Consider the following 14,195-nt stretch of genomic DNA (forward strand, 5'->3'; position numbering starts at 1 on the left):
GCCGGCCATCGGGGGGGACCATGGAACGTCAGCGCATCACCGAGTTGGACCTGATCAGGGGATTCATGCTCGCCAGCATGGCGCTCGACCATGGGACTTCGCTGACGCGGTTGATGGGCAGGGCCTCGCCGAGCGTCGTCACCCTCTCGCAATTCCTGCCCTCGTCGACGGCGGAACTCTTCTTCCTGCTCAGCGGGTACCTGTTCGGGCACGCGCGGCTCGCGCAGGCCGAGGCCTTCAACCGGCAGATCGTGCGGGATTCCTGGTATCGCGCCTGGCAGCTTTACGCCTACAACGCCGTGACGCTGGTGGTCATCGCGGCCGCGCTTCACTGGGCGCAGCCGGTCCTGATCGAGGCCAGCCGCTTCGGGCGGATCGCGACCGACCCGTTCGGCGGCCTGCTCGATTTCATGCTTCTCCAGACCGCTCCCTTCGGTCTCGACGTCCTGCAGGTCTACATCGTCTTCCTGATGCTCGCGCCGGCCTTCGCCGCCGTGATGTTCTGGCGCCCTCCCCTCGCCGTCGGGTGGCTCGCAGCGACATGGCTCGGCATGCAGGTTCTCGAGCACACGATCGGGTTCGCGCATGACGAGACGATCGCGATCAACCTGTGGTCGTGGCAGAGCCTCTTCTTCGGCGGCATGATCCTGGGCGCCGGACGGGCTTACGGCCCGATCGCCGGCACGATCCTGCGCAGGCCGGCCGTCGTCTGGGCGGCGGGCCTCGTCGTCGCCGTGCTGATGGTGCTGACGATCGGGCAGCGCTACGCGCACTGGCTCGGCTTCCCGGGGCCGCTCTGGACGATCCCGTCCGCCGACCGCGCCACGCTCGGGCCGGTGCGGGTGCTGAGCTTCCTGAGCCTGCTCGTCCTGATGATCTGGGTGTCGCGCCGGTTCGAGCTCGTCGACACCCGGATCGGCCGCCTCTTCACCCTTCTCGGCCGCCATTCGCTCGCGGCCTTCTGCGCGAGCAATGTCGGTCTCTACGGGGTCGCCCTCGCCTGGCAGCAGACGGGGCTCGTCGCGGTCTACGTCGCGGCCGAGGCCCTGCTCCTGGGCTTCATGTTCGCCTGGGTCGCCTTCACGGACGCCTTCGCGCCTCGGCGGGGCCGTGCCGCCGACCGCGTGCCATCGGAGGCACCGCAGGCCAGGCGGGACGCAGGGGGCGGACGCCCGTTGCCCCTGCAACGGACGTTTCCCGCGATGTGAGCCGGGACGGCCGGACGGGTCCGGCTTCCGTCCCTCAGAGATCGGCGGGCGCGTCCGGCAGCGCAGCCCAGCGGACGGGCCGCACCGGCCGCCCCTTGGCGTCGCACCAGCCCGGGCCCGCGCCCGAGGCGCTCCACCGGACGATCTGGATCTGCTCGTCCCCATCGGCGCCGGGGCAGAAGGCCAGGATCGGCGGGCTGCCATGGCCGCGCGGAGCCACGTCCATGATCTTCCACGCCACCTGCGGCGCATCCGCGGCGCGCAGGTCTCGCGCGAAGTCGAGGCGCCGGTCGAGGGCCGCGACGGCCTCGTTCAGGGCGGCCTCCCTGTCCCGGCCCGGGCCGCCCGCCGGGCGCGGCGCCCCGACCGTCACCGAGAAGCCGTGGTTCAGCCAGCCGAGCGCCAGGATAGTGATGCGGTAGCCCGGGTCCTTCACGCCGTTCCAGGGCCGTCCGTCCGCCTGGCAGGGCGGATCGTAGAACGCGATCATGGGCAACCAGCCGCCGAAGACCGGCCAGCCCAGGAAGGTGCGAGACCGCGACGGTTCGGCCCGCGAATGCGGACCCGCCCCCTCATCGCGACGCGGGACTGCCATGGATGTCCTCTCGCTCTCCGGCCGGCCGAACGGACCATCGCCCGTCGCCGAGCGGGATCTCCTCGATTCCGCAGAGTGACGGCCGGCACACCGTGCGGTACTCGGCGCGATTCGACCGGTGATCTCCGCCGCTCGATCGTGCACATATGATAATGCACAGTCACCGGGATTGCATCCCGCAAAGTGATGCGTGCGAGAAGTCAGTCTGCGCAGACGCGCAATCATCGGATGCGTCCGAACACTTTCGGAGTAATCCGAGCGTCGATTTGCTGGCGATCGCACCGTCGACGAAAGAAGTCTTTCCTTCACGAAGTAAGCGAGCAGTGCAAAGGAATTTCACTCACGCCACGGGACGGGGATTCACTGACTGCTTCGTGCGCGGCGTGCCGACCTTCGTCGTTGCATGACGGCGAGGTCCGTCGACTACAGTGTGAGCCGCCCGCGACACACCGGCCAAGACATCATTTTCAGTACAGATCCGGACCATGGCGCCGGCCCCGGCCGGCTTCATCGTCAGCGCCGCGGGCCGCGCCGCAGGATCATCGCGGCGGCCGCGCTCAGGCCGGCCGCCAGGATGGCGGTCGGCAATGGGTGCAGGCTGCCGCGCGTGTAGGCGCTGCGCCGCATCACGTAGCCCGGATGGTCGCCGCGCGCCCGCCCGTCCGGCTTGGTGGCGTAGAGCGCGCCCTCGGGATCGCGCGGCCTCTCGCTGCGGCGCTGCAGGGCGGAGATGGCCGGGCCGAGGCGGTCGTAGGTATTGGGCGCCAGCGACTTGAAGGCCGACATCGCGCGCGCGGCGCCGCCCACGTAGATCTCGCGCCGCGGGTTCACGGCCGCGCTGAGGATCGCCTCCGCGACCTCGGCCGGCGGGTATACGGGCGGCGGCAGCTTCGGCTCGCGGTCGGTGTAGTTGCGGGCATGCTGCGGCAGCGGCGTATCGATCGAGGCGGGCTTGATCAGCGTGACGCTCACGGGCGTACCGGCCTCGAGGAGCTCCATCCTGAGCGTGTCGCTGAAGCCCTGGATCGCGTGCTTGCTCGCGCAGTACATGCCCTGCAGCGGGAAGGCGAGGTCGGCGGCGACGCTCGCGACGTTGACGAGAGCGCCGCCCCGCGCCTTCATCTGCTCCACCGCGACGAGCGAGCCGAGCACGGTGCCCCAGAGGTTCGTGCGCAGGAGCCGCTCGTGGTCGGCATCGGGGACGTCGGTGAGGCGCCCGTAGATCGTCAGCCCCGCATTGTTGACCCAGGTGTCGATGCCGCCGAAGGCCGCGACGGCGCGGGCGGCGATCCGCTCCACGTCCGCCCGCTCGCCCACGTCCGCGATCACGTGGACGGCCGATCCGCCCTTCGCGGTGATCGCGGCCTCGACCTCGGCGAGCGCGGCGCCGTTGCGGGCGGCGAGCACCACGCGCGCGCCGCGCTCGGCCGCCATCTGCGCCGTCGTCAGCCCGATGCCACTCGACGCGCCCGTGACGACGATGACTTGCTCGCTGAGAGGCTTCTTGGCATGCACGCGCGAGATCTCCGGCGGAGGGAGCCGGGAGGTCCCGGGCCGCTCCGGCAACCCGGAACTTGCTCGCAAGTTGCAAAAGGCATCTGCGACCATTGCGGCAGCGGCGGGCCGGAGCCGGCCGCATCCCCCGAATGGGGACCTTTGCAGTTCGGCAGCCGGCGCCGTATCAGGGCGCGCCCCCGATTCGAAACGCCCGCCGCCCGCCCTCAAGTCCGGAGCTGTCCCCCCCGATGCGGGAACCGAACGCGATCGATTTCTGGCGCGGGCTCGCCCTGGTGACGATCTTCGTCAATCACATCCCGGGAAACACGTTCGAGCGCTACACCTACTCGCAGTACGGGATCTCGGACGCGGCCGAGCTGTTCGTGTTCCTGGCCGGCTGGTCGATCGGCATCGCGACGCGCGGGCGAGACGGGATGCCGGAGCCGCGCCTCAAATCCGTGCTGCGCCTCCTGTCGCGCACCATCGAGGTCTACCGCGCCCAGCTCACCGTGATGCTGATGGCGCTCGCGATGATCGCCGGCACGGCCTTGCTGCTCGACAACCCGCTCATCCTCGAATGGCACAATGCGGGCACCTTCTTCGCCGACCCGATCCAGACCGTGGTCGGCGTGGTGCTGCTGACCCACCAGCTCGGCTTCTTCAACATCCTGCCCCTCTACGTGGTGCTGCTGGGCATCGCCCCGGTCTTCATCCTGCTGGCGCGCGTGAGCCGGATCGCGGCGCTGGCGCTCTCGGGCGGACTCTACCTCCTGAGTCTCGTCGAGGAATGGAACCTGCCGTCCTGGCCGGGCCAGGGCGACTGGTTCTTCGATCCGCTCTGCTGGCAGCTCCTCCTCGTCCTCGGCTTCGTGCTGCAGGACTGGAGCCGGCAATCGGGCACCCTGACGCTGTGGGCGCGGCGCCTGATCCCGGCGGGCATCGTGATCGTGATCGTCGGCATCGTGCTCTCGGTGCTCGACCTGCGTCCCGACCCGCTCTCGGTCCCCGAGCCGCGCCTTATTTTCACCTTCGACAAGACTTATCTCTCACCGGCACGCCTGATTCACTTCATCGGGGTGCTGCTCGCCTTTCACGCCGTGTATCCGGTTCTTGCACCGCGGATCGGGCCGGTGGTGAACTACTTATCCAGGCTCGGGCGAAACTCGCTCGCGGTGTTCTCGATGGGGTCGGTACTCAGCCTGGGCGGCCAGCTCTTGCGCTTCTGGACGGGCGGCGGCCTGTTGGTTGATATTCTGGTCATCAGTTCCGGCGTACTCGCCTTGGGTTTCGTCGCATGGTTCGTCGAATGGCGCTCCCGAAAGCCACGGGCCCGGGCATGAGATGGTCGAGGAGGCTCGGCGCGGCCGCGGCGCTGCTGGCGCTCGGCCTCGGCCCGTCGGGCGCGCAGGAGGCCCCGGCCCAGGCCAAGCCCACCATCGTCTCGCCGCCGACCGCGGCCGCGGCGCCCGGGACGGAGGCCCTCGATCCGAGCCTCTCCCCCGAATGCCGCGTTCCGGGCTCGAAGCTCTACACGCTCGCCAAGCTCAAGGCCGTCAAGGCCGCGCTCAAGGAGAACCGGCCGGTACGGGTGCTGGCGGTCGGCTCGACCTCGGCGGGCCCCGGAGCCTCCGCCACCTACCCGATGAAGCTCGAGACCGCGCTGGAGCGCTCGCTGCCCGACGTCGACGTCGTGGTGGAGGCCCGCGGCCTGCAGGGCGAGATCGCCTCCGGCGCGGCCGAGCGCCTGCGCACCATGGTGGCGGATGTCGAGCCCGACCTCGTGGTCTGGCAGGTCGGCACGCACGACGCCCTCGCCCGGGTCGAGCTCGACGCCTTCGGGGACGCCCTCGACGAGACCGTGAAGTGGATCAAGTCGCACGACATGGACGTGGTCCTGGTCGATCCGCTCTACACCGCGAGCCTCGCCGACGACGTCTACTACAGCAGCATCGTGCGCAAGGTGCAGGAGATCGCGGCCCGCGAGGGCGTGCCGCTGGTGCAGCGCTACGAGGCCATGCGCTATCTCTCCGGCCGGGCGGAGAAGAGCGAGGGCCACATGCTCGGCCGGCAGTTCCGCCTGAACGACCTCGGCCTGCGCTGCATGGCCGAGCACGTCACCCGCGCCATCACCCTGTCTCTGCTGCAGCCCGACACCACGGGCTCGGCCGGCGCCGTGCTCAAGCCGGACGCCTCAGCCGCCCCCACGCGCGAGGGTGCGGCGCGGGCGGCCCCCGGAAATGGACCGCAGGTGAACCCGACGCCCGACGCGCACTGAGCCGCGCTCGATCGCCCGCCATGCCCGCGCCGTGACGCGGGAAGACCCATCCGTGGCGCGCACGGGGCCAGGCTGAAGCCGCGCGGCATTCCCGATCATCGGCCGCGCACGCCGCGGCGCGGAAAGACGAGTGTTCGAACAGACCACGCTCTCGAACCGCGCGCGGGCGTTTCATCGCCGCGCAGCGAGCCCGGAGGCTCGCCGTCCGGCCGGAGAGCGGTCGCCCGGCGGGCGCAATACGAGCCCCCGTGAGGCGTTTACGCTCTCGCAAGTGTGCCGCCGATAAGGATGGGCGTCGGGCTGCCTGCGAATTTCTCGTTGGGAGAATCCGCACGGGGCCATCATGGCAGCGGGTTTGACTCTCGGCAGAGCGCTCGGCCGCCTCAGGGTGATGCGCACGAGCGCGGCGCGGGCGGCCCTGGCGGTCTTCGCCATCCGGATCGCCGGGGCGGCCTTCGCCTACGCCGCGCAGGTTCTGATGGCGCGCCTGATGGGGAAGACCGAGTACGGCATCTTCGCGACCGTCTGGGTCTGGACCGCCATCATCGGACATTCCTCGACGCTCGGCCTGTCGCAGGGCGCCTGCCGCTTCCTGCCGGCGCATCAGCAGCACGGCGACCTCGCCGCCGCCCGCGGCTTCCTGGCCGCCGGCGCGCTGGTGACGCTCGCGACCGCGATCCTCGTCACGCTGGCCGGCCTCGCCGTCGTCTGGGGGCTGGGCACGGTCCTGGCCTCGCCCTACGGGTCCGCGATCCTCATCGCGGCGCTGCTTCTGCCGCTCTTCGCCGTGCAGGATTATCTCGAAGGCGTCGCCCGCAGCCAGAACTGGGCCGTTCTCGCCATCGCGCCGCCCTACCTGATCCGGCAGGGCCTGATCATGGTCCTGATGGCGACGGCGGTCCTTCTCGGCGCCCCGCCGGAAGCCTGGGTCGCGGTCGTCTGCACGCTGCTCGCCACGGCCGGAACTGCCCTGATGCAGGGCGTCGCGGTGCTGGCGGGCCTGCGCCGGACGCTGCCGCGCGGGCCCCGCCAGTTCCGCTGGCGGACCTGGCTCGGCGCCTGCCTGCCCATCGCCGCGGGTGACCTGGCGAGCGCGGGCTTCCTGTTCGTCGACGTGATCGTGCTGAGCTTCCTGATGCCGGCCGCCGCCGTCGGCATCTACTTCGCCGCGACCCGCATCCAGCAACTCGTCGTCTTCGTGCATTTCGCCGCCTCCGCCGCCACGGCCCAGCGCTTCAGCGCCCTGCATGCCCGCGGCGACCGGGGCGGGCTGCAGCAACTCGTGCGCCGGCAGGCTCAGGCCACCTTCCTGGCAACCGCCCTGGTCGGCCTCGCGGCGATGCTGACCGGCCCGTGGCTGCTCGCCCTGTTCGGGCCCGAGTTCGAGCAGAGCTTGCCGATCCTCGCCATCCTCATCACCGGCAGCATCGTCGCCAGCCTGTTCGGGCCCGGCGAGGATCTCCTGACGATGCTCGGCGGCGAGCGCCTCTGCGCCGGCATCACCGCCGGCATGCTGGCCCTGGCCGCCGCGGCCTGTGCGGTCCTGGTCCCCTGGCTGGGGCTCGTCGGCGCCGCGCTCGCGCTCGCCGGCGCGACAATCCTGCGCGGGCTCGCGACGGCCGTCGCCGCGAGAGCGGTCCATGGTCTCGCCACGCCGGTCTGGTCCCGCCAATCGATCGGGGCCGCGCGATGATTGCGCTGCCCCGCGCCGCATCCGCGCAGGTCGAGATCGTCGAGGCGGATGCCCTTGCCCGCGAGGCCGACGCCTGGGACGGGCTTGTCGCCCGGGCCTGCGACCCGCACCCGCATTTCAGCCGGCGCGCGATCGCGGCGCATCGGGCGGCGGGGCTGGCACCGGACGACCTGCGGATCGTCACCGTGCGGCGCGGCGGCAGGCTCGCTGCCGCCCTGCCCTACCGCCTGCGCCGCGATCTGAGCGGCCTCGGCGGGCTCGTCGCGCAGCCCTTCCTGTCGCCCTTCGTGACCGCGACGCCGCCCCTCGTGGCGGACGACGAGGACCTTGCGGCCACCCTCGCCGCCCTGGTCGCCGGCCTCGCCGCCGCATCCGGCGGCCGTGCCTGGCGCTGGCGGCTCCTGCCGGTCGAGACGCGGCTCGGGCAGGCCCTCCTCGCAGCGATGCGGGAGGCCGGCTGGACCTGCGGACGCGTGGCCGCGTTCGGGCGCCCCATCCTGGAGCGCCGGGCGAGCCACGACGCCTTCCTCGACGGGCATCCGCACCGGTCGCGCTTCAAGGATCTGCGCCGCCGCGAGCGGCGCCTCGCCGAGGCCGGCCAGGTCGCCTTCGAGACGGCGACGAGCGGCGACGCGCTCGCGGGCGCGGTCGAGGATTTCCTGGCCCTGGAGCGGGCGGGCTGGAAGGGTGCGGCCGGCACCGCCATGGCCTGCCGGCCGGAGAGCGCGGCGCTCGCCCGCGCGCTCTTCGCGCAGGCGGGCGGCCCGGTGAGCCCCCGCGCGGACATCCTGCGGCTCGACGGCCGGCCGATCGCCGTCAGCCTCGCGCTCGTGGCGGGCGGCACCGCGACGCTGTTGAAGACCGCGTTCGACGAGAGCCAGCGGGCGCAGGCCCCGGGCCTCATCCTCGAGGCCGGCATCGTGCGGGCGCTGCACGAGACCGCCTTCGCCGACCGCCTCGACTCCGCCACCCTGTCGGGTTCGGTCCTCGAAGGCCTCTACCGCGAGCGCGAGATGATCGCGGAGGTGATCGCGGTGCCGCCGGGCAATGCTCTCCCGCTCGATCGCCGCCTGCGCCTCGCCCGATTCGAGCACGCGGCCCGCGCGGAGGCGAAGCGCGTGCTGCGGCGGCGCTAGAGCATGCTGCGAGAAAGCGGCAACGGCTTCTCGCTCAGAGCATGCTCTAACTGATTGAACCGGTCATGTTTTCTGCGTTTTCGCCGATCCGGTCGGAACGCAGCATGATCAAAGGCGGATCGGCTCGCCGCCGCGTCCTCTCACCCCGGCGGCAGCACCTCGATCTGCAGGCCGCCGTAATAGGCCGCGAGATTCGCGATGTCGGCGTCGGAGAGCTCCTTCGCCACCACGTTCATGATCTCGTTCCTGCGGGTGCCGTCGCGGTACTCGGTCAGCGCCTTGACGAGGTAGGGCTCGACTTGGCCCGCGAGGTTCGGCGCCTCGGGCAGCTTCGAGAGCCCGTCCATCCCGTGGCAGGTCTGGCAGGCGACCGCCCGCTTGCGGCCTGCCGCCGCGTCGCCCGCCCGGGCGGCGCCGGCGGCGAGGAGGAGGGCGAGGCTCAGGCAGGCGGCGCGCAGCATCGCGGGATCACTTCCCCTCGTAGGAGATGCGGTAGATCGCCCCCGCTGTATCGTCGGAGACGAGGAGCGAGCCGTCGAGCAGCACCGCCACGTCGACCGGGCGGCCGAGATACTCGCCGTCGCCCGTCAGCCAGCCTTCCGCGAAGGGCACCGGCTGGCCGGCCGTGCCGTCCTTGTTGACGGGCGCGAACATGATGCGGGCGCCGATCGGCTGGGTGCGGTTCCAGGAACCGTGCTCGGCCGTGAAGATGCCGCCGCGGTATTTCTCGGGGAACATCTTGCCGTTGTAGAAGGTCATGCCGAGATCGGCCGCGTGCGGCGGCAGCTCGGCCTGCGGGAACACGACGTTGTTCGGCGGCGTCGCGTCCTTGTACTCGGTGGTGCGGACGTGGCCGCCGCCGAACCAGGGGAAGCCGAAATTCTCGCCCGCCTTGGTGGCGCGGTTCAGCTCGCCCGGCGGCTTGTCGTCGCCCATCCCGTCGACCTGGTTGTCGGTGAACCAGAGCGCCTTGTCGGCGGCACTGAAATCCATGCCGACGGAGTTGCGCACGCCGGTGGCGTAGACCTCGCGGTTCTTGCCGTCCGCATCCATCCGGATGATGCCGCCGACGCCGGTCCGGGCGTAGAGCTCGAGCTTGTCCTGGGGCGGCACGTTGTAGGGCTGGCCGAGCGCGATGTAGGTCTTGCCGTCGGGCCCGACCCGGCAGACCCGGGCGGTGTGGTTGTAGCTCTCCTCGGAAGCCGGGATCAGCTCGCCCTGCTTGACCAGCACGCCCGCCGCGACGTCCGGGTTCTCGTAGAAGAACTCCGCGGCCGGGAAGGCCAGGACCCGGTTCTGCTCGACGACCGTGAGCACGCCGTCGCGCGAGAAGCAGACCCCGTTCGGCACCTTGAAGTCGATGCCCGGCGCGAAGGCCCGCACCTCGTCGGCGACCCTGTCCTTGTCGCGGTCGGTCACCGTGTAGACCTTGGTCTTGCGGGTGCCCACGAACACGACGCCGGCATTCGGGCCGATCGCCAGGGCGCGGGCGTCCGGCACGATGGCGTAGAGGTCGATCTTGAAGCCCTCGGGCAGCTTCACCTTGCCGAGGATGCGCCGGATCGCGTCGGCGCGCTTGCCCGTCTGCGGGATCTCGGGCGCGGCGGCGGTGCCGGTGCTCTGGAAGTTCTGCAGCTTCTCGAGGTCGTCGGCCTTGGCCTTCGTGGCGGCCGGGGCCGCTCCCTGCGCGAGGGCGGGCGCCGCGAGGCAGGGCGCGAGGGCGGCGCCGGCGAGGAGCGCGGCGAGGGCTGGCAATCGCATGGAGATCCTCCCGAGGCCGCCCTTGGAGGCCGGGCGGTCCCGGGGAGTGATAGGCCGCGCAAGCGGAGCGGCAAGGGCCGCGGGTGACGCGGCGGGCTGAACTTTTCGTCAGGCCACCTTGCGCGGCACCAGGCGCTCGCTCGCCAGCGCCTCGTCGGCCCCGGACACGCCGGCTTCCGTGTACTCGGCATCCTCGTTGACCCGCCAGACGTCGTGGCGGCGGTGCCCCGCGAGGATGTTCTCGACGGTGAGCATCGCCGTCATCATGGCATGGTCCTGGTTGTTGTACTTGTGCATGCCGTTGCGGCCGACGAGGTGCAGCGTCGGGAAGTCCCGCTCGAGCTCGAGCCGCACGGTCGCGACGTTGTCCCGGTAGGCATCGTCGTAGACCGGATAGGCCTTCGGCTGGCGCACCACGCAGGCGTCGACCACCTCCTCCGGCGCGATCAGACCGATCCGGCCGATCTCCGCCTTGGCCAGCGCCACGAGGTCGGCGTCGGACGAGGCCCAGAGTCCGTCGCCCTCGAAGCAGAAATACTCGAGCCCGAGGCAGGTGAAGCCCTCCTCCGGCACCATCTCGGGCGACCACGAGCGGAAGTTCTGCACGCGCCCGACCATGACGGAGGGGTCGTGGATGTAGATCCAGTTGTCGGGGAAGTCCGCCCGCGACCGCGCGATCAGCGCCACGGTGAGGAAGTCGCGGTATTGCAGGGCGCGGGCGTTGAAGGTGCTGAGCGGCCGCGGCTTGATGGCGTCCACGAGGTCGCGCACGGGGGCGGAGGAGACGAGGTTCCGGGCCGTGTAGGTCTCGCGCGAGCCGTCGCCGCGGATGACCGAGACGGTCCAGATGCCGGTGCCGGAATCGTAGCTCAGCCCGTCCACGCCCCGGTCGAGGAGAACGCGCCCGCCCTGGTCGGCGATCCGCGCGGCGGCGGCCTCCCACATCATGCCGGGGCCGCGGCGCGGGTAGCGGAAGGATTCGATCAGCGTCTTGATCACCGGCTCGCCGGGCTTGCGCCCCGCCCTGCCCTTCAGCCCGAGCGAGCGCGTGAGCGCGTCGCGGATCGCGGCGCCGAGGTCGAGCCCCTTGATGCGTTGCGCGGCCCAGTCGGCCGAGATCGCGTCGCAGGACATGCCCCACACCTTCTCGGTGTAGGTCTTGAAGAAGATCGAGAACAGGCGCTCGCCGAACTGGTTGCGCACCCAGTCGTGGAAGCTCCTCGCCTCCGGGATCGGACGGGCGCGGGCGTAGAGGTAGGAGAGCACGCAGGCCGCGCTCTGCAGGATGCCGAGATTGCCGAGCGCCTCGAAGGCCTTGAGCGGATAGGCGTAGTACTTGCCCTTGTAGTAGATCCGCGACAGGCGCGGGCGCTCGATGAAATCGTCGGGCAGAATCTCGTCCCAGAGGTCGACCACGGCCTTCGACTTCGAGAAGAAGCGGTGGCCGCCGATGTCGAACAGGTAGCCGTTATGCGCCACCGTGCGGCTGATGCCGCCGACCTGGGTGGGATCGCGCTCCAGCACCAGGACATCGCGGCCGTGCTTCGACAGCAGGTATCCGGCCGTGAGCCCGGCCGGGCCTGCGCCGATAACCAGCGTCTCGGTGTGGTAACTCATCCGCCGCTCCGGCTCGCAACGCGGCGCCTGGCCCTATCGTGAGGCCCGCGCGAGGAAATTCTGCCCCGCGGATGGTTAAGGAAGCGCTCCAGCCGCGCCCGGCCGCGCTTGACCCATCCTTAACCGCATCCCGACAAGCTTGGCCCCCGATCTCGGAGAGATGCGATGGGCGGGAAGGCGAGCGGGCGCGCGGGAGCCGCCGGAGGCGTGCGATCGTGAGCGCCCGCTCGCCCGCCGTCCCGGCCTCGCGCATCGATCCGCGCGTCGTGCTGTGGCTGGCCGTCGCCGTCTCGGCCGCGACCCTGTTCCCGCTCGCGGACATTCTCGGCACGATCGACCACCTGCGCGTGCGCGACCCCGACGACGCCATGCGGCTCGCGGGCGTGCGCGACCTCATGGCCGGACAGGGCTGGTTCGACAACACGCAGCACCGCTTCCTGCCGCCCGCCGGCGTGCCGAGCCACTGGTCGCGCCTCGTCGACGCGCCGCTGGCCGGCCTCATCCTCGCGCTGACGCCGCTGGTCGGGCGCCACTTAGCGGAAGGGCTGACGGCGGCGTTCTGGCCGCCCGTCCTGCTCGGCGCCTACGCCCTCATCCTCCACGCCGGAATGCGGGGAAGCCTCGGCCCGCGCGCGGCGGCATGCGCGGTCCTGGCGGGCCTGCAGACCATCGGCGTCACCGTCCAGTTCGCACCCGGCCGGGTCGACCATCACAACCTCCAGCTCGTGGCGATGCTCGGTCTCGGCTTCTGCATCCTGCGGGGGGGCGCCCGCGCCGGCGCCCTCGCGGGCGTGCTCGCCGCGATCTCGCTCGCGATCGGCCTCGAAGGCCTGCCCTATCTCGGCCCGGCGGCCCTGTTCCTCGTGGCCGACTGGGTGCTGCGCGGCCGCGCCGCGCTGCCGGCGCTCGTCGGCTTCGGTCTCGGGCTCGGCCTCGCGGCGCCGCTCCTGTTCGCGGCCCAGACGGCACCCGCGCTGTGGACGGCGAGCGCCTGCGACGCGCTCTCGCCGCCCTGGCTCTGGCTCGCGGGCGGCGGCCTCTCGGCGGCCCTGGCCTGCGCGTTGCTCGACGCCCGGCTGTCCGGTCCCGGCTCCCGGCTCGGACTTGCGGCTCTCCTCGGCGCCGGCATCGGCCTCGGCTTCGCGGTCCTCTTCCCGTCCTGCCTCGGGGGGCCCTTCCCGGACATGCCGGATCTGGTGCGCGAGCGGTGGCTGCTGACCGTCAACGAGATGATCCCCGTCCCGGCCTACCTCGCCCGGGGGCAATGGGAGGTGCTGGCCTTCTACGGGCCGCTCGCCGCCGCCGCCCTGGCGGCAGCCTGGGCCGCCTGGCGGGGCCCGGCGGAAACCCGCCGCTTCGCGCTCGTCGCCTGCCTGTTCCTATGGCCGGGCCTCGTCCTCGGCTGGGTGCAGTTCCGCGGGACCTATCTCGCCTCGGGCTTCGTCCCGCTCGTGGCCGGCCCGGCGCTCGAGCGCGCCGCCGCAGGCCTCGCCTCGGCCCAGGCCGCCCTGCGGGCGCGGATCGGCGGCTGCCTCCTCGCCGCCTCCCTGCTGAGCCCGGCCTGGGTGGCTGCGGTGAGCGCCGCCGCGCTGATCGGAGAGCCCGAGGCCGCGCCCGACGGCTCGGCCTGCCAGTCCCACGCCGCCGTGGCGCCGCTGGCCGCCCTGCCGCCCGGCACCGTGCTGGCGCTGGTGCGCATGGGCCCGGCGATCCTCCTGCACACGCCGCACAGCGTGGTCGCCGCACCCTATCACCGGGCGAGCGCCGGCTTGCGCGCCGCGATCGAGGGCCTCGGCGGGAGCGAGGCGGACCTGCGTCGCCACGTCGCCGCGCGCGGCGCCACCTACCTCGTCGCCTGCCCGGGGCACCCGGCCGCCGATCTCGGGGCCGAGCCGGCCTTCGCCACCCGCCTCGCGGCGGGCACGGCGGCGGCGGACTGGCTCGAGCCCGTGCCCGTGGCGGGCACGAATCTGAAGATCTGGCGGGTTCTTGAACCGACGCGGGTTGAGGCAGCCGAGCCGCTCCGCTGACCCGCGGGCCGGCGCCTACTTCACCACGCGGTCGAGGCGGTTGTTGACGAAGAAGTACAGCTCCTTGGCGCCGGGCTCGTTGTAGAGCACCTGCACCTCGCGGCCCGCCCGGCCCTCGCCGACGAGGACGTCGGTCGGCGGCTTGCCCTTGAGCCGAACGAGGTCGCACTCGCCGATGCCGGGCTCGATCGCCGCGGCGCCGGTCGGCGCGGGCCCCGTGCAGCTGCCGTCCGGCCCGAGCACTGGCCCGGTATAGGCCGGGGCCGCCGGCGGCGGCGCGGGCCTGACCGCGGTCGCGACCGGCGCCCGCCTCTCCTCGGTGCCGGTGCAGGCACCGAGGCCCGCGACGACGAGGATGGCCGCGGCGCGCATCGGGATGGGAG

The 14,195-nt window shown here is 71.9% G+C and carries 12 protein-coding genes; 6 read left to right on the plus strand and 6 right to left on the minus strand.

Annotated features, from left to right (window positions below):
* Window positions 1–20: 20 nt before the first annotated feature.
* On the plus strand, window positions 21–1,208 hold the full coding sequence (opgC, locus tag WDW90_RS19390) for an OpgC domain-containing protein (protein WP_336489094.1): 1,188 nt from the start codon (window positions 21–23) through the stop codon (window positions 1,206–1,208).
* Window positions 1,209–1,242: 34 nt separating this feature from the next.
* Here opgC and WDW90_RS19395 read toward each other — a convergent pair whose 3' ends face one another.
* Window positions 1,243–1,803, minus strand: coding sequence for a hypothetical protein (locus WDW90_RS19395; protein ID WP_336489095.1), 561 nt, complete (start codon window positions 1,801–1,803; stop codon window positions 1,243–1,245).
* Window positions 1,804–2,316: 513 nt separating this feature from the next.
* Window positions 2,317–3,318: an SDR family oxidoreductase gene (locus WDW90_RS19400; protein ID WP_336489096.1), complete on the minus strand. Its 1,002-nt coding sequence runs from the start codon at window positions 3,316–3,318 to the stop codon at window positions 2,317–2,319.
* Between the two features lie 230 nt (window positions 3,319–3,548).
* Between WDW90_RS19400 and WDW90_RS19405 the strand changes: the two genes are divergently transcribed.
* From WDW90_RS19405 to WDW90_RS19420, 4 genes are all read left to right on the plus strand, one after another.
* Window positions 3,549–4,640 (plus strand): OpgC family protein, encoded by a 1,092-nt coding sequence (locus WDW90_RS19405; RefSeq protein ID WP_336489097.1) that lies wholly within the window; start codon window positions 3,549–3,551, stop codon window positions 4,638–4,640.
* The gene (locus tag WDW90_RS19410; RefSeq protein ID WP_336489098.1) at window positions 4,637–5,575 is read left to right on the plus strand and encodes an SGNH/GDSL hydrolase family protein; all 939 of its coding nucleotides are present in this window, start codon (window positions 4,637–4,639) and stop codon (window positions 5,573–5,575) included. The genes WDW90_RS19405 and WDW90_RS19410 overlap by 4 nt, the downstream gene beginning before the upstream one ends.
* Window positions 5,576–5,918: 343 nt before the next feature.
* On the plus strand, window positions 5,919–7,268 hold the full coding sequence (locus WDW90_RS19415; RefSeq protein ID WP_336489099.1) for a lipopolysaccharide biosynthesis protein: 1,350 nt from the start codon (window positions 5,919–5,921) through the stop codon (window positions 7,266–7,268).
* Complete coding sequence (locus WDW90_RS19420) at window positions 7,265–8,404, plus strand: GNAT family N-acetyltransferase (protein WP_336489100.1); 1,140 nt, start codon at window positions 7,265–7,267, stop codon at window positions 8,402–8,404. The genes WDW90_RS19415 and WDW90_RS19420 overlap by 4 nt, the downstream gene beginning before the upstream one ends.
* A gap of 140 nt (window positions 8,405–8,544) precedes the next feature.
* Here WDW90_RS19420 and WDW90_RS19425 read toward each other — a convergent pair whose 3' ends face one another.
* From WDW90_RS19425 to WDW90_RS19435, 3 genes are all read right to left on the minus strand, one after another.
* Window positions 8,545–8,865: a c-type cytochrome gene (locus WDW90_RS19425; RefSeq protein ID WP_336489101.1), complete on the minus strand. Its 321-nt coding sequence runs from the start codon at window positions 8,863–8,865 to the stop codon at window positions 8,545–8,547.
* Window positions 8,866–8,872: 7 nt separating this feature from the next.
* Window positions 8,873–10,165: a PQQ-dependent sugar dehydrogenase gene (locus WDW90_RS19430; protein WP_336489102.1), complete on the minus strand. Its 1,293-nt coding sequence runs from the start codon at window positions 10,163–10,165 to the stop codon at window positions 8,873–8,875.
* 108 nt (window positions 10,166–10,273) lie between these two features.
* Entirely contained in the window at window positions 10,274–11,782 is a 1,509-nt protein-coding gene (locus WDW90_RS19435) for an NAD(P)/FAD-dependent oxidoreductase (RefSeq protein WP_336489103.1), read from the minus strand.
* A gap of 215 nt (window positions 11,783–11,997) precedes the next feature.
* Here WDW90_RS19435 and WDW90_RS19440 point away from each other — a divergent pair, with 215 nt between their 5' ends.
* Window positions 11,998–13,812 (plus strand): hypothetical protein, encoded by a 1,815-nt coding sequence (locus tag WDW90_RS19440; protein ID WP_336489104.1) that lies wholly within the window; start codon window positions 11,998–12,000, stop codon window positions 13,810–13,812.
* Between the two features lie 15 nt (window positions 13,813–13,827).
* Here WDW90_RS19440 and WDW90_RS19445 read toward each other — a convergent pair whose 3' ends face one another.
* On the minus strand, window positions 13,828–14,184 hold the full coding sequence (locus WDW90_RS19445) for a hypothetical protein (protein WP_336489105.1): 357 nt from the start codon (window positions 14,182–14,184) through the stop codon (window positions 13,828–13,830).
* Between the last annotated feature and the right edge of the window lie 11 nt (window positions 14,185–14,195).

Origin of the sequence: Methylobacterium nigriterrae (assembly GCF_037106235.1) — a bacterium.
In the GTDB taxonomy this organism is placed as follows: Bacteria; Pseudomonadota; Alphaproteobacteria; order Rhizobiales; family Beijerinckiaceae; genus Methylobacterium; species Methylobacterium nigriterrae.

Excerpts from the sequence above, each read along its gene's own strand:
- opgC (WP_336489094.1), top strand. The coding sequence starts at position 21 with ATGGAACGTCAGCGCATCACCGAGTTGGACCTGATCAGGGGATTCATG.
- WDW90_RS19395 (WP_336489095.1), bottom strand. The coding sequence starts at position 1,803 with ATGGCAGTCCCGCGTCGCGATGAGGGGGCGGGTCCGCATTCGCGGGCC.
- WDW90_RS19405 (WP_336489097.1), top strand. The coding sequence starts at position 3,549 with ATGCGGGAACCGAACGCGATCGATTTCTGGCGCGGGCTCGCCCTGGTG.
- WDW90_RS19410 (WP_336489098.1), top strand. The coding sequence starts at position 4,637 with ATGAGATGGTCGAGGAGGCTCGGCGCGGCCGCGGCGCTGCTGGCGCTC.
- WDW90_RS19415 (WP_336489099.1), top strand. The coding sequence starts at position 5,919 with ATGGCAGCGGGTTTGACTCTCGGCAGAGCGCTCGGCCGCCTCAGGGTG.
- WDW90_RS19420 (WP_336489100.1), top strand. The coding sequence starts at position 7,265 with ATGATTGCGCTGCCCCGCGCCGCATCCGCGCAGGTCGAGATCGTCGAG.
- WDW90_RS19425 (WP_336489101.1), bottom strand. The coding sequence starts at position 8,865 with ATGCTGCGCGCCGCCTGCCTGAGCCTCGCCCTCCTCCTCGCCGCCGGC.
- WDW90_RS19430 (WP_336489102.1), bottom strand. The coding sequence starts at position 10,165 with ATGCGATTGCCAGCCCTCGCCGCGCTCCTCGCCGGCGCCGCCCTCGCG.
- WDW90_RS19435 (WP_336489103.1), bottom strand. The coding sequence starts at position 11,782 with ATGAGTTACCACACCGAGACGCTGGTTATCGGCGCAGGCCCGGCCGGG.
- WDW90_RS19445 (WP_336489105.1), bottom strand. The coding sequence starts at position 14,184 with ATGCGCGCCGCGGCCATCCTCGTCGTCGCGGGCCTCGGTGCCTGCACC.